We start from the raw sequence: 25219 nt of genomic DNA on the forward strand, positions 1-25219 counted from the left end.
CTAAATTGTATAATCACCTTTTAGTCGTCGTAATGTTTCTTTTACATGTTGATGCAGCGCTGTAAACGTTTCTGAAATCTCTTGGGGAGAGATGGGCTTGCTAAATAAATACCCTTGAATATAATCACAGCCGCCATCGCTAAGAAATGCAAGCTGCTCCACATCCTCAATCCCCTCTGCCACAACTTTTAGACGTAAATGCTTTGCCATCGAAATAATCATCGCTACAAGTGCTTCATCATTTGGATTATGTGGAACATTTCTCACAAATGTACGGTCAATTTTTAAACAGTCAATTGGAAATTCCTTTAAATAAGATAAGGATGAGTAACCTGTACCAAAATCATCTACAGCAATTTGAATACCAAGTGCCTTTAGTTCATGAAGTAGCTGTGTCATTTGGTCAATGTTCATCGTCATACTTTCTGTAATTTCCAACTGTAAAAATTTCGGCTCTAATTTTGTACGTACTAAAATGGCTTCCACCATTTCCACTAAATCCTGCTGAAATAGTTGACCAAGTGATAAATTTACTGCCACCTTAAGCGGTGGTAATCCTTGCTGCTCCCAAATTTTTGCTTGCATACAGGCTGCTTCTAATATCCATTCACCAAGTGGAATAATCAAACCACTTTCCTCAGCGATAGGAATAAATAATTCTGGTGATACAAAGCCACGTGTTGGATGACGCCAGCGCACTAAAGCCTCTACCGATTCAATGGTGCCTGTTTTTAAATTAACCTGTGGCTGATAATCTAAATAAAATTCATGGTTTTCTAATGCTTTATGTAACTCCTGCTCTAAAAGAATACGATCTGCAATGCCTTTTGACATATAAGGCTTATAAAACAGCAATCTTTGAGGGATTTGCCTTGCCTCCTGCATAGCTAACTGTGCATGCATTAATAGCTCCTCACCTGTCCATTTTTCCTCGTATAAGGCAATACCTATATTTAAGTTACCATTTAAGGAAAACAACTGCACTTGCACAGGGTCCTTCATTACACTTTTTAAATTTAAGCAAAATTGTAATAGCTCCTCAATACTCTTTACATCATTTACATAAATAACAAACTGTTCCTCACGCAATTTCGTAGCAAAATAATTGGGGGGCACAATTGCTTGAATACGATCCGCTACGAGCTTCATCATTTTATTGGAGTTGCTGATGCCTATAGAAGAGCGAATGGCTGCAAAGCGATCAATTTCAACTGCAATAACCGCCTTTTGCAAACTATTTTCATGTAAATGGTCCTTTAATGTTTTGAGCAATAAATGTTCATTAGGCAATAGTGTAATATCATCATGACATGCCTGAAATCGCAGCTCCTGCTGGGAATGCTCAAGGTCCTTCTTAATTTTTAATAGCTGCTGAAATGGTTTTTCAACAGATGTATAATAAATCGCCATTAAGAAAAAGTAGAACGCTAAAAATTGATAAATCAGTGCTGAGAAGTCCCATATCGCATTGTTATCACGGCTAATCATAAAAAAGATATCACTTACAATAAGAGCAGCAGCAGCACCAATTATCCACATTGAACGCTTTGGTATTTTGTATATATACCTACTAACAATGATGATTGTAATGATTTGAAAAACTACTGAAAAAAGATGAACTATATTATCAATGCGAATCAGCCATTGCGTTTGTAGTAATTGTGTAGCTAGATAGGCAAGAAAAATACTTGCGATCACAAAAAGAAAAGAGCTGCCATACGTCAATGCTCGATATTTTAGCGATAATTGTTTTTTAGGGCATAAAATAATAAATAAAAATCCAAGTGACACATATAAACGCGCTAATATATGTAATGGCTCACCCATAAAATCCCAGGCAGCTAAATGCTGTTGACTAAACACTAAGCTAACTAATTCCAACAAAGCAATGATAAAAAATAAATTCCCTATGTATAAAGTTTGATTTGATAATAAGTGTGAAAACACTAAATAGGATTGTATAGCAATCGCCATTGTAAACACGATAATCAACACTTGGATCACTAATTTTAAATTTTTATAAATATCACCATGAAAAACACCATAAATTTGATTGCTAAAGCTTAGTAATGGTATTACAAGCAATAAGGGCAATACCACATGCCAAACCTCTTTTTTCTCTAGCTGACTAAACCATTTCTCCAATCCGAACCCTCCATACAGTATGCTCAAAATTCACTAGGAAATTTTAACTATCTATATCGAATTAAAATAAGTTGTCTATACCCTTAACTTCTTACAAATCATAACACTTTTATCGGAACTTGTATGCATTTTTACAAAGTATGCTAATATTCATGTTATTTCAATATTAGCATACTTTTGATAATTTATTTCGTTATTCTATAATAAAAAACTGTTTTTGTAGCTTTTTTATTATCCTTGCACGCCTTTTGGTCACAGCGGCGACAGATAAACCTAGTTCCTTTGCTATCTCCTGATGACTATATCCTTTTATATAATAAAGGAGTATGATGCTTCTTTCTACCTGCTGTAACTGGGACAGTATACTCTCTACCATCATAACATTTTTTTGATTATTTCCTTCCTCCAATGCATCATATATATAGTTAAGTGTTTCATAATCAACAGTCGTTATCTTCTCTGTATAACGCTTTTCCTTTGCTAATTCCTTTAAAAGCTCCCCTTTCACTGTTGTATAAATATAAGCAGAAAATTGTCCTTTGGATGGATCAGCTTTTTGCCATGCTTGCCAGACTGCAATGGCGGCAATATGACGATAATTATCAAAATCCTTGTAGATACGGAGCTGTGAAAAAATAGCTGTAATCATTGGTTGCACTGCCTCCAATATTTCATCGAATGGTTGGGTAGGTGATAGCTTTTGCTTGCCTTGAATAGTCATATTCCTCTTCCTATCAACTGTGCACAGTCCAATATTCCTAGGTACTTTTATCTTAGACTGAAACAGTGCTGATAGGCGAATAGCCATTTGTCCCTTTAGCAGCAGCAGTTTTCATAAATTTTTTGTAATATTTATGCATAACAATAGTTTATTTATAAAAAAATAAGCTATTTTCTTTGGTGCTTCATACATATTTTAGTGATGGTTGGACAAATTACTAGTAAGGAGGCGAATATCAATGAATTTTCAAATAAGAAATGCAATTGCAGCGAATGTACATGGTCAATCGGCAGACGAATTTAAAGATATTGTAGAGGATGCGATTAGCCGTGGAGAGGAACATTTATTGCCGGGGCTTGGTGTATTTTTTGAAAAATGGTGGCAGCAATCAAGTACATCTGAACAGGATGCATTCGTTCAAAAATTAGAGAAGGCTTTTGCCAATTAACTTTTTAATGTTAATGCATTCCCTTTCCAATAAATGCATGATAAAGTTTTAGTTATCAGAAAATTTGGAGGGATTGGCATGGCAGTTGCAGTAGAACTTATTGTAAATCAACTTAAACAAGTTTTATTAGAAGAACAAATATCTACAAATGAAACCGTACGACAGTTACATGGAAAAGACGAATCTCATCATGCACTAAGCTTACCTGATGTTGTTGTCTTTCCCCGTTCCACAGCAGATGTTAGCGCGATTTTAAAAATTGCGCATGCGGAACGTGTACCTGTCGTACCTTTTGGTGTTGGCTCAAGTTTAGAGGGCAATGTCATTCCTATTGCACATGGTATTTCCATTGATTTCTCTGATATGAATGCCATTTTGGAAATTCGGCCAGATGACCTTCTTGTAAAGGTACAGCCCGGTGTGACACGCTCACAATTAAACAAAGAATTAAAAAAGCACGGTCTGCAATTCACAGTAGACCCAGGCGCTGATGCAACACTCGGTGGCATGGCAGCAACCAATGCAAGTGGCACAACTGCGGTACGCTACGGTGTAATGCGAGATCAAGTGCGCGATTTAGAGGTGGTGCTAGCAGATGGCTCTGTTATCCATACAGGAAATTTGGCTGCAAAATCCTCTTCTGGCTATCATTTAAATGGTTTATTTGTTGGATCAGAAGGAACACTTGGCTGCTTTACAGAATTAACATTAAAAGTTTACGGCATACCTGAATTTGTGACAGCAGGGCGTGCTATTTTTGACACAGTTGCTGATGCTGTTAGCGCTGTCACTGCATTATTGCAAGCGGGTATTTCAATAGGTCGAGTGGAACTCGTTGATGAGGCATCTATCAAGCAGGTTAATCTGTATAATGAAACAGCCTTTACTGAAAAGCCAACACTATTTTTAGAATTTCACGGAAATGAAGCAGGGATGCAAGAAGATATTGCATTTACAAAGGAAATTTTTGAGGACTTTAACTGCTTATCTGTTGAATTTGAGCACGACAATGCGGCACGCAATAAGCTATGGGAGGCACGTCATTCATTAGCCTATGCCTATATCCACGCATACCCAGGCAAAAAGCTAATGTCAACAGATGTTTGTGTGCCTATTTCAAAGCTAGCAGAAACTATTTTATATGCACGTGAACAGCTCGATCATGTTGGACTTGCAGGTGGTATTGTTGGGCATGTGGGAGATGGTAATTTTCATACACTATTAATGCTCAATCCACTTGACCGAGAAGAACAAGCAAAAGCAGACCACTTTAATGAGCGTATCGTTCAATATGCTTTGCTACGAGGCGGCACCTGTACAGGAGAGCATGGCGTGGGAATTGGTAAAATGAAATATCAATCAACTGAGCATGGAGCAGCACTAGTCGTCATGAAAAGTATAAAGGCAGCATTAGACCCCTATAATATTATGAATCCCGGTAAAATTTTCACATAATCAAAAGCCCCCGCTGATTACCTAAATAATTAGCGGGATGTATTTACCTAAAAGAAAAAAGCAACCCAGCGTCTCCCAGGTTGCTTTACATATGTAGCGATGTAGCCATCCATCTTGACAACAAACATCGCGCGTGGTTTACATCCCTCTGTCTGTGCACCACTATCGCCTATTTGCAGGGACACCCTCTGTTGCCCAAGCAAACTTTATCGAGATTGTATTTTAAGCTAGAATCGAAGCAAGTACAGCCTTTTGTGCATGCAGTCGGTTTTCAGCTTGCTCAAAAATATAAGAATTAGGACCATCAATAACTGATGTTGCCACTTCTTCTTCACGATGTGCTGGTAAGCAATGAAGGAACATATAATCTGATTTAGCATGTGCTACAAGCTCATCATTAATTTGATAGCCTGCAAAGTCTTGTAAACGCTTTGCTGTTTCCTCCTCTTGCCCCATTGATGTCCAAACATCTGCATAAACAACATCTGCATTTAGCACTGCCTCCACAGGATCATGGGTTTCAAGAATTGTACTACCATTTGCTGCAGCAATTGCCTGTGCTTTTGCTATTACTTCCGCGTCACATTCATAACCAACTGGTGTTGCTACCGCTACATGCATGCCGACATGGGCAGCAGCAACGACTAATGAGTGCGCTACATTATTGCCATCGCCTACATAGGCAATTTTAAGCCCTTGTAAATCCCCTTTGTTTTCGGCTATTGTTTCTAAATCAGCTAGTGCCTGACATGGATGATAAATATCTGTTAATCCATTAATAACAGGAATAGCTGCATGCTCAGCAAGCTCCTTCACCATCGCATGGGAATTTGCACGAATCATAATACCATCTAAATAGCCTGATAAAACATGTGCCGTATCATAAATCGACTCGCCACGGCCAATTTGTAAATCACGTGCATGCATAAACATACCTTTTCCACCTAATTGATTCATACCAACTTCAAATGAAATACGCGTACGAGTGGAATGTTTTTCAAAAATCATGCCCAATGTTTTACCCTCTAGTAATTTTGGGCATTTTCCTTCTTTTGTAATTGTTTTTAGCTGTGTTGCTAGCTCAACCAATTGCTGAACCTCTTGACTTGTATAGTCTAGCAAAGTTAGTAAGTCTTTCCCCTTTAAACTAGCTACTAACTTTAACTGTACTTCTTCGAGTAATTTCATCGCCTTCGCTCCTTGCTTTCGTTGCTGTTGAACTTAGTATAACATGCATAAATATAAAATCAACTGAATTTTTATAATATTTTTTTATTTATTTTAAATTGTGACAAAAATTCGTACAACCTACTATTTATGCATATTAACAAAATTGTCGCCATCTATACCGTCACTTTTGAAAGAAATATATAAACTTATGAACGCGCTGCTTAAATACAAAACATCCGATTTTATAGTGAGAAATGAAGAGTCGAGCATTATCAATCACGATATTTATGCTATGTGTAATATTGTTTATAAGCATTTTTAGTACCAATAAGTAAAAAAAGCCTCCTAACATTTAGTTAGAAGGCAAAACGATAGTATTTCTATTTAGTTCTTTTCATTCAATCAGTCAAATGTAATTTTATTGACTGCATTACGGTCTAATTTTTTAATCACTTCTACCATTAGTTTTACTGCATTATCATAATCATCACGGTGTAGGATACCTGCATGTGAATGGATATAGCGAGTCGCAATACCGATTGATAGCGCTGGTACGCCATTTGCTGTTAGATGAATGGAGCCAGCATCCGTGCCACCACCAGCCATTGTTTCAAATTGATATGGAATATTGTTGTCATCTGCCACATCTAATACAAACTCACGTAAGCCGCGGTGTGAAACCATTGATGCATCATAGACAACAATTTGTGGACCTGCGCCCATTTTACTTGTTGATTCTTTCGCTGTCACACCAGGAGTATCTCCAGCTACGCCTACATCTACAGCAAAGCCAATATCAGGTTGAATTTTATGTGTTGCTGTTTTCGCACCACGAAGCCCAACCTCTTCCTGTACAGTTGCTACCGAATAAAGAATATTTGGGTGCTTTTCATTTTGCAATGCTTTCATTACATCAATGGCAATCGCACAGCCAATACGGTTATCCCATGCTTTTGCCAATAAATATTTATCATTTTTCATCACATTAAATTCAAAATATGGCGTTATCATATCGCCAGGACGTACGCCCCACCCAAGCACTTCATCTTTAGAGGCTGCACCAATATCAATAAACATATCTTTAATGTCTACTACTTTGTTACGTACATCTGCTGGTAAAATATGTGGTGGCTTTGAACCAATTACCCCAATAATTTCATCACCTGTACGTGTCGTGATTGTGACGCGTTGAGCAAGCATAACTTGGCTCCACCAGCCGCCCACTGTTTGGAATTTGATAAAGCCTTTATCATCGATTTGTGTCACCATAAAGCCCACTTCATCTAAATGTCCTGCTACAACAATTTTAGGACCGTTTTCATCGCCTACTTTTTTAGCGATGACACTACCTAAGTTATCTGTTTCAACAGTATCAGCATATGGTGCGATATATTTTTTCATTACTTCGCGTGGTGCACGCTCATTGCCTGCAATCCCATTCGCATCTGTTAAATCTTTAAACATTTGTAATGTTGAATCTAGCTGTGTCATCCTTTTGCCTCCCACTTCTTATTTCCTCTTTATTATACTTCGTTTATCGAAATATTCCTAGCTTAATCGTCTGAAAATTGATATATTACTTTATTTAATAGCCTGATTGCTGACGCTTATAATTTTCTTTATTTTTTTCAAGATATGCACTCACAACATCGTCAAATGTAAAATCAAGGTTGTATGCAAGCAATCCATAGTATTGCCATATCGTTGTATATTGATTCTCGGTAGGCTTTTCAATAAACAGTAAAATAGCCTTTTGTGTTTCTAAAAATAACTCGGTTAAATTTCTTTTTTCAGCGCTTATTGGCCATGTTTCAATGGATGTATAGCCCTTTAATAAGCCAAGCGATAAGATAAAATGGATAGAATCCACATATTCTTCTAAAATAACTTCACGCTCTGATGGTCCCTTGGTACTCCAAAATTTAAAGCAACGCGTTTCATTTGCAAGCTCGGCTAGCTCTACTAGTAATGCTAAGCCTTTTTCTTGAAATACATCATGTTGAATATTTTGTGTTTGCTCAATAAAAGCATCAAGCTCTTTTTGCATGTTAAACAATTGTTGTAAATTCATTTTCTTCTCCTAAATTTTAAAAAAATAATTAAATAAAATGAAACTATTTGACCCCTTTAATCGTATAGGAAGGAATAACCTTTCTTCAAGGGGGAAATTTAAAAATGTTGCCGTTACTTATTCGACTTGCTGTAATAGCACTTATTATTTATGTATTTTACAAAGCGATACGTTATATAACCGATCCTAAGCGCAAACTTGATGAGGCATATGAAAAAGGTCAGTATTATTTTTATGACGATGTAAAAAATGTGCGAAAGAATTTCTTTATTTCTTATAAAGGCGCTCTTTTTGAGGGGGAAAAATACCTAGGTACAACAGAAGATGCCTTTGAAGTTGTTTCCATTTTCATCGGTGCTCGTGATGCTGCAACATTGCAAGGTTTTACAAAAAGCGATTTCCAATATTTACAGCAAGAAATTTTAATGAACTATCCAAATGCTAAAATTAATTGGAAACAGCCTATTGAACAGCTTATGCGCAACACATCCTCATGATGAGGATGTGTTTCTTTTATTATGCCCACAATTGTACAATACAGAAGATTTGAATTGCTGCTAACAAAGGAAAGCCAAATGCAAAGCTATTGTGGCGTGTTTTATGGCGAAATAAATACATACCAAGCACACCGCCGACAGCTCCTCCTGCTATTGCAAGTATAAATAACGTGCGCTCTGCAATACGCCATTCCTTATTTTTTGCTCGTGATTTATCCATACCCATTAAAATAAGTAGCACAATTGATACAATGCTTATATAAGCTAATAATGCTTGCCCCATACCTGACTCCTTTACCCAAAACATATACTACTAATCTAACATAAAAAAGGCTGACGGAAAAATCCATCAGCCTTTTTAACACCTATTGCTTTGGGTGTAAAAATTACTTAGCGACTGCTTTTTTAGCAGCGTCTGCTAATTGAGAGAATGCTGCAGCATCTGTTACAGCAAGGTCAGCTAGCATTTTACGGTTCACTTCAATACCTGCAACTTTTAAACCGTGCATTAAACGGCTGTAAGAAAGACCGTTCATACGAGCAGCTGCATTGATACGAGTGATCCATAATTTACGGAAATCACGTTTTTTCTGACGACGGTCACGGTATGCATATTGACCTGATTTCATCACTGCTTGGTTAGCAACTTTATATAATGTATGTTTAGAACCAAAGTAACCTTTAGCTAATTTTAAAACTTTTTTACGACGTTTGCGCGTCACTGTTCCGCCTTTTACGCGTGGCATATGAATTACCTCCTGCTTTTCATTTAAAAATGAATGTTAGTTGTTAGTTATTTTGTAGTCAATTATTTCATGTAAACAAGTAAAGATTTGATGCGCTTGAAGTCACCAGATGAAACGATGTTTGCTTTACGTAGGTGACGTTTTTGTTTCGTAGATTTGTTTGCGAATAAGTGGCTTCCATAAGCACGGTCGTATTTTAATTTACCTGAGCCTGTTTTTTTGAAACGTTTCGCAGCTCCACGGTGAGTTTTCATTTTTGGCATGTCGAATTCCTCCTAAACTGTTCGTCTAATATTATTTCTCGTTCTTTGGTTGAAGAACTAAGAACATGCTTCGGCCTTCCATCTTCGGTTTTTGTTCTACCGTTGATACTTCAGCACAAGCTTCAGCAAAGCGATCTAACACACGTTGACCAATTTCTTTATGTGTAATCGCACGACCTTTGAAACGTAGGCTACATTTTACTTTATCGCCCTTTTCAAGGAATTTAATCGCATTACGTAACTTCGTTTGGAAATCATGCTCATCGATTGTTGGGCTCAAACGAACCTCTTTCATTACGATGACCTTTTGATTTTTACGAATTTCACGGTCTTTCTTTTGCTGTTCAAACTTAAATTTACCATAGTCCATGATACGAGCGACTGGCGGCTTGGCTTGAGGGGCCACAAGGACAAGATCCAAGTTTACACGAGCGGCGATTTCTAGCGCTTCATTACGTGTCTTTACACCAAGTTGGTCACCATTGTGATCGATTAATCGAAGTTCACGTGCGCGAATGCCTTCGTTTACATACATGTCTTTGCTAATAGTAATCCACCTCCAAGTAGTTGTCGCGAATACATGGTTTGGGCAAAGCCTTGCCCGGTTGAACGGTACATCCTCTTGTCATGTCCATAAAAAAAGGACGGACATTTTTGAAGATGTCCGCCCGCTATATGTGCATGCGCAAGTCTACGCAAAACAATTCAACGTGTCATACCTGTTCACAGCCTTTAAAGCGTTGTATCAGGTGAGAAGCGGGCAGCCTCTACTTCAACCACAAACTTTGTATTCATTAACCTTATCTATATTAGCATGTATAAAATAAGCTGTCAAATATTTATTTTGCTTATTATCATTACCTTAGCCCAAACATTGGTTATTTATACAGAAAACCTCACTTCAAGCATTGAAATGAGATTTTCGTGCTAGGTATTATTTTGTGCTTTCTGCTTTAATAGTTGCCAAAAATTCCTCGAAGCTTACTGTTTCAGAATCTTTTGAGCCATAGCGACGAACGTTGACACCGTTTGCCTCTACTTCTTTATCACCGATAACAAGCATATACGGGATTTTCTTCATTTGCGCTTCACGGATTTTATAGCCAAGCTTTTCTTCACGGTCATCCATTTCTACACGTAAGCCTGCTGCTGTTAATTGTTCTTCGATTTGTTTTGCATAGTCGAAGTGTGCTTCATTGGATACTGGAATGACTTCTACTTGCACAGGTGCTAGCCATGTTGGGAATGCACCTTTATATTCTTCGATTAAGAAGGCTACAAAGCGCTCCATTGTTGATACAACACCACGGTGAATAACAACTGGACGATGTGGCTTGCCATCTTCACCAACATAAGTGAGGTCAAAGCGTTCAGGTAATAAGAAATCAAGTTGAACTGTTGATAGTGTTTCTTCTTTACCAATAGCTGTTTTCACTTGAACATCTAATTTTGGACCGTAGAATGCTGCTTCACCTTCTGCTTCGAAGTAATCTAAGCCAAGCTCATCCATTGCTTCTTTTAACATACCTTGCGCCTTTTCCCACATCGCATCATCATCAAAGTATTTTTCAGTATCTGCTGGGTCACGGTAAGATAGACGGAATGAATAATCATTTAAGTCGAAATCTTTATAAACCTCTAAAATTAACTGTACTACTTTTTGGAATTCTTCTTTAATTTGGTCAGGACGAACAAAGATATGTGCATCATTTAATGTCATCCCACGTACACGTTGTAAGCCTGAAACCGCCCCTGACATTTCGTAACGATGCATTGTACCAAGCTCTGCAATACGTAATGGTAGGTTACGATAAGAATGCATACCATTTTTGTAAACCATCATATGGTGCGGACAGTTCATTGGGCGCATAATTAATGTTTCATTATCCATCTCCATTGGTGGGAAAATAGAATCTTGGTAATGATCCCAGTGACCAGAAGTTTGATACAGCTCTTTTGAACCTAACACTGGTGTATACACATGTTTATAGCCAAGCGATAATTCCTTATCTACAATATAACGCTCAATTACTCGACGTATTGTTGCACCATTTGGTAGCCATAATGGTAAACCTTGACCTACCTTTTGAGAAGTTGTGAATAAGTCTAGTTCTTTCCCAATTTTACGGTGATCACGCTCTTTTGCTTCTTCCAGCATTTGTAGGTGATGCTTTAACTCATCTTTTTTGAAGAATGCTGTACCATAAATACGTTGTAGCATTTTGTTATCAGAGTTTCCTCTCCAATAAGCACCCGCTAAAGATAACAGCTTGAATTCACGAAGCTTACCAGTGGATGGTACATGAATACCACGGCAAAGATCGAAAAACTCTCCTTGATAATAAATAGATACTTGCTCATCCTCTGGGATCGCTTCAAGTAGTTCTAATTTATATTCATCGCCAATTTTCTCATAAATGGCTTGTGCTTCAGCACGGCTTACATTTTTGCGTTCAATTTCAAGGTTTTCTGCAATGATTTTCTTCATTTCTTTTTCAATAGCTGGCAGGTCTTCAGCAGTGATTGGTGTTGGTGAGTCAATATCGTAGTAAAAACCACCATCAATAACTGGACCAATTCCAAGCTTTGCGTCTGGGAATAGACGTTTAACCGCCTGTGCTGTTAAATGCGCTGTTGAGTGACGTAAAATCTCAAGTGCTTCCTCATCATCCTGTGTAATAATTGAAATTGTTGCATCCTCTTCAATCGGTGTTTTTAAATCGACTAAGACACCATTAATTTTACCTGCATAAGCTTTTTTACGTAGGCCAGGGCTGATGGATAATGCTACGTCATCAGTGGATGTGCCTTTTGCAAATTCCTTTACAGCGCCATCTGGAAAAGTTAATTTAATATTCTCTGACATGTTTTTGCACTCCTTTGTTTTTTGTAACATACATAATGCTTGATGAAAGCCATGATAAGTTTAAATAGCTGCTTATTTGAGCGACTCTATACTCTTTATGAGCAGTTTATTTTATCCTAGAAAAATAAAAAAGCTCCGTCCCTCACGAAAGGGACGAAGCGTATGCTCGTGGTTCCACCCTTCTTCCTTCCGACTATAGTTAGTCAGACGAAGCTCTAGGCTAGCTAACGGGCTAGGGACCGGCGAAAGATTATCCCTTTCGCTGCTCAGTAGGTAGTAAATTTAGTGCTCACACTAGGAAGCTTTCAGCCGATGACTTCCCTCTCTTATAAGCTGATACACAAAATTCATGTCCTCATCAACGCATGTTGCTATTAAGTATATGAGTCAGTATACGCTCGATTGGCGAAAAATGCAACTTATAGTCGACGATTTTTACCACGCATTTCAATGGGCACAGTTAAAGCTTTAATGCGCTCCATAATTCGCCCTGCCTTTACAACCTCAATATCTCCTTTTTGTGACTGTGCTAAATGATGCTCTAATTCCTCATAATTAAAATTAGAAGTAATAAATGTTGGCAATTGCTCCGCCATACGATAATGGAAAATGGTTCCTAAAACCTCATCGCGCGTCCAAGCCGTCATTGTTTCCGCACCAAGATCGTCCAACATTAAAACAGGTGCTTTTTTTACATAATCAATTTTCTCATTTAATGTATTATCACCGATAGCATTTTTCATTTCACGTAAAAATTCTGGGACGAAAACTACAACAGAGCGAATTTTAATAGACGCTAATTCATTCGCAAGCGCACCTAACACAAAGGATTTCCCTACACCAAATTTACCATATAAGTAAAAACCCTTTGACGGTAAGTGACCTGTTTCTTTCGTTATTTTTACAAATTGAGCTGCTTGCTGGGCAATCGCCACACGTGATTCATCATCAATACTTAAATCTTGAATCGTTGCTTGCAATACATCTTTTGGCATATGCATACTTGCAATCATGTTTGCCACATCTCGACGCTCTTCTTCTCTTATCTTTTGCTCACAGCGCACATAATCCATTTCAATGGAATTCCGTACCACCCTTAATGTAGGGAGGAAGCCCTTTAAATAATTTGTACAATGCTCTGTATTGTCACAGCCACAGCATTCCGTTGATTGACTAATATATTCATGTAGCTTTGGTAAGTTCCGTTCAATATTGTCATAGCTTAGCTCCTGTGCATGCTGTGCTAAAAATTCCTGCACATGCGGATGCTCTAAAATTTCACGTCGCATGGCTTCATAGCGTTCTTGAAACGACGGTACTTGAATTGCTCGTTTTAATGGTCCATTAATGGGTTCGATTGTGACTCACCTTCTTTATTATTCGCTTTTTCCTAGCATTTCTAATATTTTTTGACGCTCTTTTTCAAAATCTATCGTGCTAGCAGTAGCTTCCTCTTGTTTGTCATTCCGTTTATAAAACCATTCAGGCACTTTTTCTTCACGCTGTTGCCTTGCACGTCCCTTTGACTGTGAATTCGTTTTATTTGTCGTTTGTGGCTTGTTTTTCCATGCCATATATTTATCATGCTCTTGACGTGCAAGCTCCATTGCCTCTTTCGCTGTTTGCACATTTTTCCGTACCCAATGATCGGCAATAGTTTCCACATATTTTTTAGGAAGCTTCATATCAGTTGTAAGCATCACATACTCCAGCAGTGCATTCACTACCCCAATTGGCATACCATGCTGCACAATTAAGCTCTCAGCTAGCTGTACAGAGGTTTGTAGAGGCTCTTTGCCATTATTAATATCACGTAACACTTGCACAGGTGCAGTTGTTTCTAAATAATACTGTAGCTCCTGCTCCTTTGTTTTTTGTCCCGACTCTTCTGCTGGAGCAGGCGCTGTTACTTTTGCTAATTTTGGTGGCTCCTTTGAAACCGTTAGTTTATAAAAATCTGCCGCAGCTTTGCGTAAGCGTTCCTGTGAAATGCCTAAATCATCATCTAAGGCAAGTATCACTACCTTTTGCATATCAAGAGCTGATAAATGATATAAAAATGCCAGCTTTGCAATGGCTTCTCGAATTTCCATTGTCAGCAAGCTAGCAGGCACTAATTGCTCTGATAAACCAGCCTGCAGCAAGTCAAAATCAAATTGCTCCAAATAAAAAGGATATACCTTTTGCTGTTTATCCTCACGGCTTGTATCAACTTGTAAGTCCAATGGCATATTGGCATGAATAGGCTTATAAACATCCATAAACGCACGAGATACATCCTTCAATTCCTTGTCTTTTACTGGTACTATAAAGCGTTGACGTAAATTTCGATATGCCTGCTCCCCAATTTTACTAAATAAAAACATCGATAGCAGGGGGTCTTTCATAAATCGATCCGCATCAAGTGGACGCTGTAACTCATATAAAAAGCTTCGTTCACTCGCATTTTCTTTTTTCCATGTGCGTAATAAGCCAATAGCCTCCAATGCAATACGAGCCTCAAACACTTTACCAATCGGCAGCCCCAGCACATTCATTAAATAATAATGTGTCATTTGCTGCTTTGGTTTTTGCTCTGCCTCTGCCCATAATGTTAAATAAAGACTAATTGGCTCTGAACCCGTTAATGGCTGATAAAATAATGTCACTAATTGACGTTCCTGTGTAGAAAATGCATGAGGAAGACGAATGTCGAAAGGATCGCCAGGCTGCAACTCCTTATATAAATGCATCAACGTCATTCACCCTCTCTGTTTTCTATGATTGCTGGTCCGTTTGACGTTGAATAATGTCCTTTATTTCCTCGATAAAGACATTAATATCTTTAAACTGACGGTAAACGGATGCAAAGCGCACATAGGCTACCTCATCTATTTTAGCTAAGCGATCCATCACCATTTCACCGACATCCTCTGAGCGTACTTCTGAGTTTCCAATACGACGAAGGTCTTTTTCAATGGATAATACAAGCTCCTCCAATACATCAAGTGCAACTGGACGCTTTTCACAAGCACGAATAAGCCCACGCAGCACCTTTTCACGGCTAAATTCCTCTCGTGAACCTTCTTTTTTCACCACAACTAATGGTGTTTCTTCAATTTTTTCAAACGTTGTAAAACGAAAGCCACATGACTCACATTCACGACGTCTTCGAATTTCTTTATTATCATCTACTGGCCTCGAATCCACTACACGCGTTCCGTTAAATTGGCAAGATGGACATCTCATAGCATTACTCTCCTGATTGACAACAATTTAATATTTCTATTATAACAAATTTCCTGCATATAAGAAAAGTGCATTAGTATTTGGCAATAGATAACCAATTTAAATCTTGTCCCATCAAAAAAACACATTGAAACCATTTAGATTTCAATGTGTTTTACATATGCTTAGGCGCTCACTGTTTCTAATGCATTTGCTACTTTTTTCACAAGGTCTACGACGCGTGCAGAGTAGCCCCATTCATTATCATACCATGCAAGTACCTTTACTTTACGGTTGCCTAATACCATTGTTGACAGACCATCGACTGTTGATGAGTAAGTAGTTGTATTGTAGTCTGCAGATACTAATGGTTCAATAGAGAAATTTAAAATTCCTTTCATTGGTCCTTCTGTTGCTGCTTTCACAAACGCTGCATTAACAGCATCGACTGTAACATCTGTCTTTAAATCTACAACAAGGTCTACTAAAGATACATTGGCAGTTGGAACACGTAGTGCCATCCCATGAATTTTTCCTTCTAACTCAGGTAATACCAATTTTAATGCTTTTGCAGCACCTGTTGATGTTGGGATAATAGATTGTGCACACCCACGTGCACGACGTAAATCTTTATGTGGATTATCTAAGTTCTTTTGATCGTTTGTATATGCATGAACAGTTGTCATTAATCCATTATCAATGCCAAATGTGTCGTTTAATACTTTCGCTACTGGTGCTAAGCAGTTTGTTGTACATGAAGCATTTGAAATAACATCATGTTTCGCAATATCAAGCTTGTCATCATTAACACCTAATACAACTGTTACATCTTCATTTTTACCTGGTGCTGTTAAAATCACCTTTTTTGCGCCTGCTTCTAAGTGCATAGCTGCTTTATCACGTTCATTAAATTTACCAGTAGCCTCAATGACAATATCCACACCCATCGTAGTCCAAGGCAATTTTAAAGGGTCACGTTCACTAATAATTTGTACACGTTTACCATTTACAACTATAGCATCGCCTGCTGGTTCAACCGTACCTGCAAATGTTCCGTGATTTGTGTCATACTTAATCAAATGTGCTAACGTTTCAGCTGAGTAGCTTGCGTTAATCGCAACGATATTTAAGTCTTGCTGTACGATCGCTTGGCGGAAAACCATACGCCCGATACGTCCGAAACCATTAATAGCAATTGATACTGTCATTTATAAATCCTCCTGTGGATACATATTCATAATAATTATATACTTTATAGTGAATAGTATAACACAATTTTAAAAAAGATGAACAATTAATATGCATAATCTTAAAGTTCTTATTTTCTGAAAAATTATATTTCCCCAAAAAAAAATACGCAGCAAGCTTATGCTTACTACGCATTTGATCACTAGATAACATCCCAATGAGTAAGGATTTTTTTTAGCTGCTCCTCTGTATGCTCAATAGTGTCATTATTATAAATAACTGCATGTGCGCCCTTTTCTTTCACTGACATGGGTAGCTGAGAATGTATACGTGCTAAGGCATCCTCTTTCGATAATTGATTGCGCTCCATCAAACGCTGAAGCTGAACTTCCTCACTTACGGATACAACAATAATCTTATCCACAAAATGCTGAAGCTTGCTTTCAAATAATAGTGGAATATCCATTACAACATGCTGATAGCCTGCTGCTACATAAGCATCACGCTGGCGCAGCATTTCCTTCCTAATAGCTGGATGCATAATATCATTTAATACTTTGCGCTTCGTAGGCTCATGAAAAATAATATCTCCTAGCTTTGTTCGATTTAGGCTGCCATCCTCTTGTAAAATAGCCTGTCCAAAGCTTTCAACAATCAATGCCAATGTAGCTGTTCCTGGCTCTACTACATCTCGTGCTACACTATCTGCATCAACAATTGGTAAGCCTAGTGCCGTCATCATTTTTGCTACTGTGCTTTTTCCACTCGCAATACTTCCTGTCAGTCCAATAATCATTGCTAAATCCCCTTTAATGTTGACAATTTGGGCAAAAGACAGATGTACGTCCACCAATTGTCATTTGACTTGTTGCCGTTTCACATACTGGGCATACCTTTTTCCCATACATTTGTAGTCGATTTTGCATGCTCCCAGCTTCTCCATTAATGTTTCGATAATCAGAAATCGTTGAGCCTCCCGCTTCAATGCTTTGACGTAGGACAGCTACGATTGTTTTAAACAATGCACGTTTACGCTTTTCACTAATGCGGTTTACTTTGCGTGCTGGGTGAATTTTCTCTATGAACAATGCCTCAGTAGCATAAATATTGCCACAGCCTGAAATGACTTGCCCATCCATAATCACTTCTTTTACTGCCTTATTTTCATACTTTGGTAATTTACATTTTGCGATAAAATAGTCACAAGCTTGTTCATCAAATGGCTCTGGTGCCATTTTTGTTAACGGTGCATGGTCCTCAATTTTGGTCAAAAAGCGAAGTTCACCAAAGCGGCGAATATCTGAATAAATTAAATAACCGCCATCCGCCATGGCAAATGTTGCATGAATATGCTTTTGAAATTTTGCCTCATTAATGTCCTCAGGTGCATTTACGACAAACCATGCACCTGTCATCCCTAAATGGCTGACAAGTACATATGGAACATCTTCCTTCAGTAAATGAAAGAAAATATACTTTGCACGTCGTTCAATTTTTGTAATCGTCATTTTGGACAACGTTTGCTCAAAAGCATCAGGCTCTGCTTGTTTAACAATGCATTGCTTGCCCTCACTAAAAGAGAAATGCACCCTGTCAGATAGCTGAACCTGTTGAATAGTACGTCCTTCAACCTTTGGCTTCAATGCCTGGACGACACCTTCTACCTCTGGTAATTCAGGCATTTGAATCCCCCCTTATTTTGCTTCATACCATGTTGAGCCAGAGTTAAAATCTACTTTAAGCGGTACAGCAAGCTCAATAGCATTTTCCATTACCTCTGGTACAATTTTTTCTAGTAATGCAATCTCTTCCTTAGGTGCTTCAAAGATCAACTCATCATGCACTTGTAAAAGAAGTTTTGCTTGCATCTTTTCTTTTTTCAAGCGAGCATCCATATCAATCATTGCCTTTTTAATAATATCAGCGGCACTTCCTTGAATTGGTGTATTCATAGCTGTACGCTCTGCAAAGCTTCTAATATTAAAATTTGAACTTGTAATATCAGGCAAATAACGACGTCGATTTAAAATGGTTGTCACATAGCCATCAAATTTTGCCTTTTGCACAATATCATCCATATACTGTTTTACACCTGGGAAACTGGCGAAATATTTCTCAATAAATGTTGCAGCCTCTTTACGTGTAATATCTAAGTTTTGCGATAGCCCATAATCGCTAATACCATAAACAATCCCAAAATTTACAGCCTTTGCAGCTCGGCGCATATTGCTATCCACCTCGTCCGCTGCTACATGGAAAACATCCATCGCTGTACGTGTATGAATATCCATGCCCTCACGGAAAGCTTCCACTAAAGTTTGGTCCTCTGACATATGGGCAAGTACACGTAGCTCAATTTGTGAATAATCCGCCGCAAATAATAGCCAGCCTTCCTTCGATGGCACAAAGGCTTGACGGATTTTACGCCCCTCCTCTAAACGGATCGGGATATTTTGCAAATTCGGGTCTGTCGAGCTTAAACGCCCCGTTGCTGTTAATGCTTGCTGGAAGCGTGTATGCACCTTGCTATCCTCTGGATGAATTTCCTTTAATAAACCTTCGATATATGTGGATTGCAATTTACCAAGCTGACGGTATAACAAAATATGCTCAATAATTGCATGCTCTGGCTTTAATTTTTCTAGGACATCCGCTGCTGTGGAATAGCCTGTTTTGGTCTTTTTAATCACAGGTAAGCCTAGCTTATCAAATAAAATAACCCCTAATTGCTTTGGTGAATTAATATTAAAGGTTTCTCCTGCCGCCGCATAAATATCCTGCTCAATAACTGACAGCTTATCGCTTAACTCCTGCCCCATTTTTTCCAATGTTACACGGTTTACCATAATACCTTCGCTTTCCATCTCGCCTAAAATAGCAGCAAGCGGCAGCTCTAAATTTTTATAAAGCTCAAACTGTTCCTTTTCCTGCAGTAACTGTTCTAGCTTCGGCTGTAATGACCATACAGCAAATGCCTTACGACTCGCATGCTGTGCCAATGTATTCTCATCAGGAATGGCACGCTTTGCGCCTTTGCCATAGATCGCCTCGTTTGCTTGCACATCGCGATAACCAAGCTCCTTCGCTAAAGTCGCTACATCATCTCCACTTAGCGCTGGATTATTAATATAAGAAGCAAGCAATAAATCAAACGCAACGCCTGCTAACCGTATACCCGCTCGCTGTAATGCAGCTTGAGCAGCCTTTGAATCTGAAAGATACTTTGTTTTGGTTGCATCCTCTAGCCAAAGGCGTAATGTATCTGATTTGACAGCAGCTTCAAAAGCTATATAGTATGTTTGTGTACCATCTGATAAAGCAATTCCTAGCTGCTGACAAGTATGATAATGTTCATTTTCAAGCTCCACATGTACAGCCATCACATCCTGTAAATGCTCTGGCTGCACCTCTTGAATAATGTGGTAATCAAATGGCGCTTGTTCCTCCTCTTGCACCGTAAAATCACTTTTTTCTAATAAGGATTTAAAGCCAAGTTCCTGCCATACACCGATTAATTCCTCTTCCTTAGGTCCATCATACGCAAGATCAGCAAGTGAAATCCCAATTGGCGCATCCGTATAAATTGTTGCAAGCTTTTTACTCATCAATGCCTGCTCCTCATTTGCTACAAGCTTCTCCTTCATTTTTGAAGCCTTTAACGTATCCATTGCTGCATAAAGCGCCTCAACCGAGCCATGCTCCTTCAGCAATTTCACAGCCGTTTTCTCCCCAACGCCCGGCACACCCGGGATATTATCTGAGGAATCACCCATTAAGCCCTTCATATCAATAATTTGCAAAGGCGTTAAACCATATTTTTCCTCAATAAAGGCTGGCGTATTTTTCTCGATTTCTGTAATCCCTTTTTTCGTAATATAAACCGTTACCTGCTCTGTCGCAAGCTGTGTTAAATCACGGTCACCCGAAACAATAACGACATCCATCTCCTGTGATGCAGCCTCTTTCGCAAGCGTTCCGATAATATCATCCGCTTCATATAACTCCTGCTCATATTGCTTAATACCATACGCATCAATGAGCTTTCGTAAATAAGGAAATTGCTCTGATAATTCTGGTGGTGTCTTTTGACGTCCTCCTTTATATTCTGTAAAGGTTTCATGGCGGAATGTTGTTTTCCCAGCATCAAAAGCCACTAATATTTTTGTTGGCTTCTCCTCTTCTAATAATTTTTGGAGCATTGTTGTAAAGCCGTATACAGCATTCGTATGAACACCACTATCATTTGTTAATAATGGCAACGCAAAAAACGCGCGATACGCTAAACTATTACCGTCCAATAATAGCAATTTTTCCTTGGTCATCATTTTATCCTCCTGCGCTGTCTTCTACTTCTACTTTATCATAACAGGACATTTTAAGTAAAAAAACTAATGGGTGGCTTCTCTATCAGCTCTATCCATCAGTCCCTCTATTCTATCCATCTATTTGAGGAATCTATCCGTCACTTTAAGCTTTCTATCCATAGGAAAAGCCAACCGCACAGAGCGATTGGCTTTTCCTATGAATTAAGATGCAGAATAAAAAACTTCTTCATAAATAACCGTTACAAGGAAGGCATTCATAAAGGCAAATACTAAAAATAACGGCATTCCGCCTAATTGTGGCTGTGTTAGCTCTTGACTAAATACCATCACGATTCCAATTTGGGCTAAAAAGAAAATAAAGCCAATGCCAACCTGCCAAATGGGACGCTTAACCTTACGTTTCTCATACCAAAATATTTTTTTAAATATATTTCGTACATCATTTGCAATGATCATGCTTACAAAAAAGATTATAACAAAAAACAGCGGTATATGATAAACACTTTTGGTCACCCATGCAAAATCAGAGAGGCGGAAGAAAAGTGTTAATAACGATGCAATACTACAAGCAATTCCTAAATTTTGAAGCCACACACTAATTTGCAATTTCACAGCTATTACCCCCAACTGTTCATATTAAACATTATTATTCTATCAAATTATCGCAAGTTGGGGAATATAAAATTATAAATTCCTATTATTTCTAAAATATAACAAATGAAAATCACCCCTCTAAATAAGAGAGGTGACTTATACTTGCTATTATTTAATATAGCCAGACAGTATATTTGCATAAGGCGAAGTAGCTGGCAAAATAATGACTGTGTCTTCTCCGACCGTTTTCTTATATGATTCTAATGTACGGTATAAAGAATAAAACTCAGGGTCTTGTGAGAAGGATTGATTGTAAATTTTGGCTGCCTCTGCTTCTCCTTCTGCTTGAATAATTGCCGCTTCCTTATTAGCTGTTGCTAGCATTTCTTGCACCTGCTGATCTGTCTGTGCTTCGATACGGCGTTTTTGAGCATCTCCTTCTGAAAGATATAATTGGGCAGTTGATTCACGCTCTGAAATCATACGTGTAAAGACAGATTGTTCATTTTCTGTTGGTAAATCTGTGCGACGAATGCGTACATCCACTACCTCTACCCCATATTGATCATTTGCTAATAATTCATTCACTCGCTTTGTAACACGATCATTTAAACTACCGCGTGAGGAATTTTCATCATTAATAATTTCATCATATCTTAGCTGTCCAAGCTCTGTTCGAATCACTGAATAAATAAATTCCTCCATGCGCGACTCTGCTTTGCTCAATGTGCCTGCATTGGAGATTAATGCTTTAGGGTCAGTAATACGCCAAACAGCATAGTTATCAATAATAATACGCTTTTTATCCTTTGTATTAATTTCTTCCTCTGAAATATTATAGGTCATTTGATTTTTGGGTAGTCGTGTAACACTTTGAATAAAGGGAATTTTCATTTTCAAACCAGGATCACGTTCAAATTTCACAACTTCCCCAAATTGGCGCACAACCGCATACTCTGATTCCTTCACAATATAAACATTGGTAAAGATAATAATGGCAGCTACAAAAACAAGTGTCAGTGTAATAGCAAGAGATAAATATTTTTTAGCATTTAATGGTCCTTTTTTTGACATTTTTACAACATTATCATCTGTACCATTAGCTGTTGGAGCAGTCTTTTTCGGTTTGCCTGATAAAAAACGAAGGAATTTATTCGCATCCTTATTTTTTTTACTCATCCTTACTGCTCCCTTCTTTTTTCTCTGTTTGTGCTTGCTGTGGTTGCAATGGCTGTAGCGGTAAATATTTCATTGTACTGCCATCATCATTCATAATATAAATCTGTGCCTTTGGTAAAACATTTTCAAGCGTTTCTAAAATTAGACGTTCTCGTGTAACTTGCTGATTACCTTTATATTGCTCATACATTTTATTAAAAACTGCGACATCACCTTGCGCTTGCTCAATGCGGGCTGTTTTTGCTCCTTGTGCCTTAGAAATAATGGCATCCTTTTCACCCTCAGCTTCGCTGATGCGCTGGTTTTTATATTTTTGTGCCTCATTTGTTTTCGTATTTTTTGTTTCACGTGCATCTGTTACCGCCGTAAATGCAGCACGTACTTCTTTATTTGGTAGTTCAACATCCTGCAGCTTTACACCTAAAACACCAATGCCAATATCGTATTTTTCGATCAATGACACAAGTAAATCACGTGTATTTGCTTCAATTTCCGCTTTACCATCCGTCAATGCAGCATCAATTGTGGAGCTACCAATAATAGAGCGAATCGCGCTGGATGTAGCACTATGTAAAATTTCTTCAGGATTTTGTGCGTTAAATAAAAATTTACGAGGGTCTGTAATTTTCCATTGGACAACAAGGTCTGTTAAGACAATATACTCATCCCCTGTAATCATCTTCGTTTCCGCATCATAGGTTTCCAATTCACCTGATTTTGTTTGTTTATAGCCGAACTGTAAGCTAAATGTTTCTTTGGACAAAATTTCAACGGATTGAACTGGCCAAGGTAATTTAAAATGTAGACCTGAGGTTGTGACCATATCATCTGCACGGCCAAATGTCACGACAACAGCTTGTTCTGATTCATCCACTGTGTACCACGATGTAAATACAGTAATAAGCGCGATAATTCCAAAAATTCCAAGTCCAACAATCATTAGTGCCTTCTTCACACTCATATTTGTTCCCCCCTTTTGCTTGTTACTATTGTTTACGGAACGTATAATAAAAAGTTTCAAAATATTTTCATATAATTAATTATGCCCCAGCGTAATGACCGTTGACGCTTTGCTTTCACGCAAAAAAGATTTGTCGCTTCGCACTCGATATAAAAAGAATTTGCTGAACCAAAATAAAAAATCCTGCTACCTTTTACGGTAACAGGATATTAATAACAAGCTGCTCAAATGCCGGGAAAATAGTTGTGGATAGCACAATGCTTATTAATGCAGCCACAATCATCGCCAAGCTTGCAAATGTACCTTCTAGCTCTCCAAACTCAAATGCTTTCGATGTACCTGCACCATGTGCACCCATCCCAAGCATTAAGCCTCTAGAGGAAGATCTATGGAAGTGACATATTTTTATCACGATAGGGGCTAAGAGGCTTCCTAAAATACCTGTTGTCATAACAAAGACAGCTGTAAGCGTAGGAGAACCACCAATCATATTGGAAATATCCATGGCAATTGGTGTTGTGACTGAACGTGGTACTAAGCTATGCACTAACTCATCATTTAAGCCTACCACCAAAGCCATTATAAAGGATGACACAATAGCGACTACCGAACCAACCGCAATACTGATAAAAATTTCTACTGCATGCTTTTTTAATAGCTGAATATTTTTATAGATGGGCACTGCAAATGCCACCGTCGCAGGACCTAATAAATTCGTTAGCATATGGGCTCCCGCATTATAGGAGCTATAGGATATACCTGCTAATAGTAAAATAATAATAATCAGCAATGGTGTGATCAGCATAGGTGTTAACCATTCTTTTTTATATTTTCGATAAAATTGCTTACAAATATAAAAAAGCACAATTGTTCCTACTAAGCTAACCGTAGCGATTAATAGCTTCATATTGCTTTACCCTTCTTTCGTTGCTCTAGCCATTGTGCAGTAAAGCCTGTTATCAACATCACAATAATCGCACTGACAACGATAACAAGTATAACCTTTATGCCTTGGACACCGAATAATGCATGGTAGTCCATAATACCAATAGCAGATGGAATAAAGAATAACAAAAGCTCACTTAATAATACTGCCGCTCCTAGCTCAATCCATTCAAGTTTAATAATATGAAACTGTAAAAGTAAAAATAATAAAATAAGCCCTACGATGCTCCCTGGAATCGGCAAGTGAAGTAGGCGTGCAATACTATTGCCAATCAACAATAGCACATAAAGATAGCCAATTTGCACGATACTTTTGACGATTTTCATGGTTAATCCTTCTCTCCATTTTTCTCTGCTTCAACAGTCAGAAAAAAACTAATTTAGATGAAAAGAAGTATAATTTACTGACCGTAAAAGCAAGAATTCATTTAAGATAAC

25 protein-coding genes are annotated in these 25219 nt (G+C 38.1%); 3 read left to right on the forward strand and 22 right to left on the reverse strand.

Annotation, left to right across the window (positions count from 1 at the left end; translation table 11 throughout):
• Together ACIQVU_RS06110 and ACIQVU_RS06115 are read right to left on the reverse strand one after the other, a co-directional pair.
• Complete coding sequence (locus ACIQVU_RS06110; protein WP_340806859.1) at positions 1-2145, reverse strand: putative bifunctional diguanylate cyclase/phosphodiesterase; 2145 nt, start codon at positions 2143-2145, stop codon at positions 1-3.
• Between the two features lie 193 nt (positions 2146-2338).
• Positions 2339-2866, reverse strand: a complete 528-nt coding sequence (locus tag ACIQVU_RS06115; RefSeq protein WP_340806860.1) for an RNA polymerase sigma factor — start codon at positions 2864-2866, stop codon at positions 2339-2341.
• A 238-nt stretch (positions 2867-3104) separates the two neighbouring features.
• Between ACIQVU_RS06115 and sspI the strand changes: the two genes are divergently transcribed.
• Both sspI and ACIQVU_RS06125 read left to right on the forward strand, forming a co-directional pair.
• Positions 3105-3314, forward strand: coding sequence for a small acid-soluble spore protein SspI (sspI, locus tag ACIQVU_RS06120; RefSeq protein WP_340806861.1), 210 nt, complete (start codon positions 3105-3107; stop codon positions 3312-3314).
• Positions 3315-3392: 78 nt separating this feature from the next.
• Positions 3393-4769, forward strand: a complete 1377-nt coding sequence (locus tag ACIQVU_RS06125) for an FAD-binding oxidoreductase (RefSeq protein WP_340806862.1) — start codon at positions 3393-3395, stop codon at positions 4767-4769.
• A 222-nt stretch (positions 4770-4991) separates the two neighbouring features.
• Here the strand turns inward: ACIQVU_RS06125 and argF are convergent, their stop codons facing one another.
• The 3 genes from argF to ACIQVU_RS06140 all read right to left on the reverse strand — a co-directional run bounded on the left by argF (position 4992) and on the right by ACIQVU_RS06140 (position 8010).
• Positions 4992-5957, reverse strand: a complete 966-nt coding sequence (argF, locus tag ACIQVU_RS06130) for an ornithine carbamoyltransferase (protein WP_340806864.1) — start codon at positions 5955-5957, stop codon at positions 4992-4994.
• A 384-nt stretch (positions 5958-6341) separates the two neighbouring features.
• Positions 6342-7430: a M42 family metallopeptidase gene (locus ACIQVU_RS06135; protein WP_340806866.1), complete on the reverse strand. Its 1089-nt coding sequence runs from the start codon at positions 7428-7430 to the stop codon at positions 6342-6344.
• Positions 7431-7524: 94 nt separating this feature from the next.
• Positions 7525-8010: a dUTP diphosphatase gene (locus ACIQVU_RS06140; RefSeq protein ID WP_340806867.1), complete on the reverse strand. Its 486-nt coding sequence runs from the start codon at positions 8008-8010 to the stop codon at positions 7525-7527.
• Positions 8011-8114: 104 nt separating this feature from the next.
• Between ACIQVU_RS06140 and ACIQVU_RS06145 the strand changes: the two genes are divergently transcribed.
• On the forward strand, positions 8115-8507 hold the full coding sequence (locus ACIQVU_RS06145; RefSeq protein ID WP_340806868.1) for a sigma-w pathway protein ysdB: 393 nt from the start codon (positions 8115-8117) through the stop codon (positions 8505-8507).
• Between the two features lie 19 nt (positions 8508-8526).
• Here ACIQVU_RS06145 and ACIQVU_RS06150 read toward each other — a convergent pair whose 3' ends face one another.
• From ACIQVU_RS06150 to ACIQVU_RS06230, 17 genes are all read right to left on the reverse strand, one after another.
• Positions 8527-8790 carry a DUF1294 domain-containing protein gene (locus ACIQVU_RS06150; protein WP_340806870.1) on the reverse strand — a complete coding sequence of 88 codons (264 nt, stop codon included), beginning with the start codon at positions 8788-8790 and terminating at the stop codon, positions 8527-8529.
• Positions 8791-8893: 103 nt separating this feature from the next.
• Entirely contained in the window at positions 8894-9253 is a 360-nt protein-coding gene (rplT, locus tag ACIQVU_RS06155; protein ID WP_340806872.1) for a 50S ribosomal protein L20, read from the reverse strand.
• 62 nt (positions 9254-9315) lie between these two features.
• Positions 9316-9516, reverse strand: a complete 201-nt coding sequence (gene rpmI, locus ACIQVU_RS06160; RefSeq protein ID WP_004226312.1) for a 50S ribosomal protein L35 — start codon at positions 9514-9516, stop codon at positions 9316-9318.
• Between the two features lie 31 nt (positions 9517-9547).
• Positions 9548-10051 carry a translation initiation factor IF-3 gene (infC, locus tag ACIQVU_RS06165; protein ID WP_016994853.1) on the reverse strand — a complete coding sequence of 168 codons (504 nt, stop codon included), beginning with the start codon at positions 10049-10051 and terminating at the stop codon, positions 9548-9550.
• A gap of 399 nt (positions 10052-10450) precedes the next feature.
• On the reverse strand, positions 10451-12382 hold the full coding sequence (gene thrS / locus ACIQVU_RS06170; RefSeq protein ID WP_340806878.1) for a threonine--tRNA ligase: 1932 nt from the start codon (positions 12380-12382) through the stop codon (positions 10451-10453).
• Positions 12383-12801: 419 nt separating this feature from the next.
• Positions 12802-13731, reverse strand: coding sequence for a primosomal protein DnaI (gene dnaI, locus ACIQVU_RS06175; RefSeq protein WP_340808602.1), 930 nt, complete (start codon positions 13729-13731; stop codon positions 12802-12804).
• 27 nt (positions 13732-13758) lie between these two features.
• Positions 13759-15114, reverse strand: a complete 1356-nt coding sequence (locus ACIQVU_RS06180; RefSeq protein WP_340808603.1) for a replication initiation and membrane attachment family protein — start codon at positions 15112-15114, stop codon at positions 13759-13761.
• A 25-nt stretch (positions 15115-15139) separates the two neighbouring features.
• The gene (gene nrdR / locus ACIQVU_RS06185) at positions 15140-15610 is read right to left on the reverse strand and encodes a transcriptional regulator NrdR (RefSeq protein ID WP_340806880.1); all 471 of its coding nucleotides are present in this window, start codon (positions 15608-15610) and stop codon (positions 15140-15142) included.
• A 164-nt stretch (positions 15611-15774) separates the two neighbouring features.
• Positions 15775-16797: a glyceraldehyde-3-phosphate dehydrogenase gene (locus ACIQVU_RS06190; RefSeq protein WP_340806881.1), complete on the reverse strand. Its 1023-nt coding sequence runs from the start codon at positions 16795-16797 to the stop codon at positions 15775-15777.
• Positions 16798-16979: 182 nt separating this feature from the next.
• On the reverse strand, positions 16980-17573 hold the full coding sequence (gene coaE / locus ACIQVU_RS06195; protein WP_340806882.1) for a dephospho-CoA kinase: 594 nt from the start codon (positions 17571-17573) through the stop codon (positions 16980-16982).
• Positions 17574-17586: 13 nt separating this feature from the next.
• Complete coding sequence (mutM, locus tag ACIQVU_RS06200; protein WP_402894439.1) at positions 17587-18459, reverse strand: bifunctional DNA-formamidopyrimidine glycosylase/DNA-(apurinic or apyrimidinic site) lyase; 873 nt, start codon at positions 18457-18459, stop codon at positions 17587-17589.
• A 12-nt stretch (positions 18460-18471) separates the two neighbouring features.
• Positions 18472-21099: a DNA polymerase I gene (gene polA / locus ACIQVU_RS06205; RefSeq protein ID WP_340808604.1), complete on the reverse strand. Its 2628-nt coding sequence runs from the start codon at positions 21097-21099 to the stop codon at positions 18472-18474.
• A 204-nt stretch (positions 21100-21303) separates the two neighbouring features.
• Entirely contained in the window at positions 21304-21714 is a 411-nt protein-coding gene (locus tag ACIQVU_RS06210; RefSeq protein ID WP_340806885.1) for a DNA polymerase I, read from the reverse strand.
• Positions 21715-21864: 150 nt separating this feature from the next.
• The gene (gene hflC, locus ACIQVU_RS06215; RefSeq protein ID WP_340806887.1) at positions 21865-22875 is read right to left on the reverse strand and encodes a protease modulator HflC; all 1011 of its coding nucleotides are present in this window, start codon (positions 22873-22875) and stop codon (positions 21865-21867) included.
• Positions 22868-23836 carry an FtsH protease activity modulator HflK gene (hflK, locus tag ACIQVU_RS06220; RefSeq protein WP_340806888.1) on the reverse strand — a complete coding sequence of 323 codons (969 nt, stop codon included), beginning with the start codon at positions 23834-23836 and terminating at the stop codon, positions 22868-22870. The genes hflC and hflK overlap by 8 nt, the downstream gene beginning before the upstream one ends.
• A 193-nt stretch (positions 23837-24029) precedes the next feature.
• On the reverse strand, positions 24030-24743 hold the full coding sequence (locus tag ACIQVU_RS06225; protein WP_340806889.1) for an LrgB family protein: 714 nt from the start codon (positions 24741-24743) through the stop codon (positions 24030-24032).
• Entirely contained in the window at positions 24740-25108 is a 369-nt protein-coding gene (locus ACIQVU_RS06230; protein ID WP_340806890.1) for a CidA/LrgA family holin-like protein, read from the reverse strand. Before ACIQVU_RS06230 ends, ACIQVU_RS06225 begins: the two co-directional genes overlap by 4 nt.
• Between the last annotated feature and the right edge of the window lie 111 nt (positions 25109-25219).

Source organism: Lysinibacillus sp. NPDC098008 (genome assembly GCF_044760715.1).
Classification (GTDB): domain Bacteria; phylum Bacillota; class Bacilli; order Bacillales_A; family Planococcaceae; genus Lysinibacillus.

Excerpts from the sequence above, each read along its gene's own strand:
- ACIQVU_RS06115 (WP_340806860.1), bottom strand. The coding sequence starts at position 2,866 with ATGACTATTCAAGGCAAGCAAAAGCTATCACCTACCCAACCATTCGAT.
- sspI (WP_340806861.1), top strand. The coding sequence starts at position 3,105 with ATGAATTTTCAAATAAGAAATGCAATTGCAGCGAATGTACATGGTCAA.
- ACIQVU_RS06125 (WP_340806862.1), top strand. The coding sequence starts at position 3,393 with ATGGCAGTTGCAGTAGAACTTATTGTAAATCAACTTAAACAAGTTTTA.
- argF (WP_340806864.1), bottom strand. The coding sequence starts at position 5,957 with ATGAAATTACTCGAAGAAGTACAGTTAAAGTTAGTAGCTAGTTTAAAG.
- ACIQVU_RS06135 (WP_340806866.1), bottom strand. The coding sequence starts at position 7,430 with ATGACACAGCTAGATTCAACATTACAAATGTTTAAAGATTTAACAGAT.
- ACIQVU_RS06140 (WP_340806867.1), bottom strand. The coding sequence starts at position 8,010 with ATGAATTTACAACAATTGTTTAACATGCAAAAAGAGCTTGATGCTTTT.
- ACIQVU_RS06145 (WP_340806868.1), top strand. The coding sequence starts at position 8,115 with ATGTTGCCGTTACTTATTCGACTTGCTGTAATAGCACTTATTATTTAT.
- ACIQVU_RS06150 (WP_340806870.1), bottom strand. The coding sequence starts at position 8,790 with ATGGGGCAAGCATTATTAGCTTATATAAGCATTGTATCAATTGTGCTA.
- rplT (WP_340806872.1), bottom strand. The coding sequence starts at position 9,253 with ATGCCACGCGTAAAAGGCGGAACAGTGACGCGCAAACGTCGTAAAAAA.
- rpmI (WP_004226312.1), bottom strand. The coding sequence starts at position 9,516 with ATGCCAAAAATGAAAACTCACCGTGGAGCTGCGAAACGTTTCAAAAAA.
- infC (WP_016994853.1), bottom strand. The coding sequence starts at position 10,051 with ATGTATGTAAACGAAGGCATTCGCGCACGTGAACTTCGATTAATCGAT.
- thrS (WP_340806878.1), bottom strand. The coding sequence starts at position 12,382 with ATGTCAGAGAATATTAAATTAACTTTTCCAGATGGCGCTGTAAAGGAA.
- ACIQVU_RS06180 (WP_340808603.1), bottom strand. The coding sequence starts at position 15,114 with ATGCATTTATATAAGGAGTTGCAGCCTGGCGATCCTTTCGACATTCGT.
- nrdR (WP_340806880.1), bottom strand. The coding sequence starts at position 15,610 with ATGAGATGTCCATCTTGCCAATTTAACGGAACGCGTGTAGTGGATTCG.
- ACIQVU_RS06190 (WP_340806881.1), bottom strand. The coding sequence starts at position 16,797 with ATGACAGTATCAATTGCTATTAATGGTTTCGGACGTATCGGGCGTATG.
- coaE (WP_340806882.1), bottom strand. The coding sequence starts at position 17,573 with ATGATTATTGGACTGACAGGAAGTATTGCGAGTGGAAAAAGCACAGTA.
- mutM (WP_402894439.1), bottom strand. The coding sequence starts at position 18,459 with ATGCCTGAATTACCAGAGGTAGAAGGTGTCGTCCAGGCATTGAAGCCA.
- polA (WP_340808604.1), bottom strand. The coding sequence starts at position 21,099 with ATGACCAAGGAAAAATTGCTATTATTGGACGGTAATAGTTTAGCGTAT.
- hflC (WP_340806887.1), bottom strand. The coding sequence starts at position 22,875 with ATGAGTAAAAAAAATAAGGATGCGAATAAATTCCTTCGTTTTTTATCA.
- hflK (WP_340806888.1), bottom strand. The coding sequence starts at position 23,836 with ATGAGTGTGAAGAAGGCACTAATGATTGTTGGACTTGGAATTTTTGGA.
- ACIQVU_RS06225 (WP_340806889.1), bottom strand. The coding sequence starts at position 24,743 with ATGAAGCTATTAATCGCTACGGTTAGCTTAGTAGGAACAATTGTGCTT.
- ACIQVU_RS06230 (WP_340806890.1), bottom strand. The coding sequence starts at position 25,108 with ATGAAAATCGTCAAAAGTATCGTGCAAATTGGCTATCTTTATGTGCTA.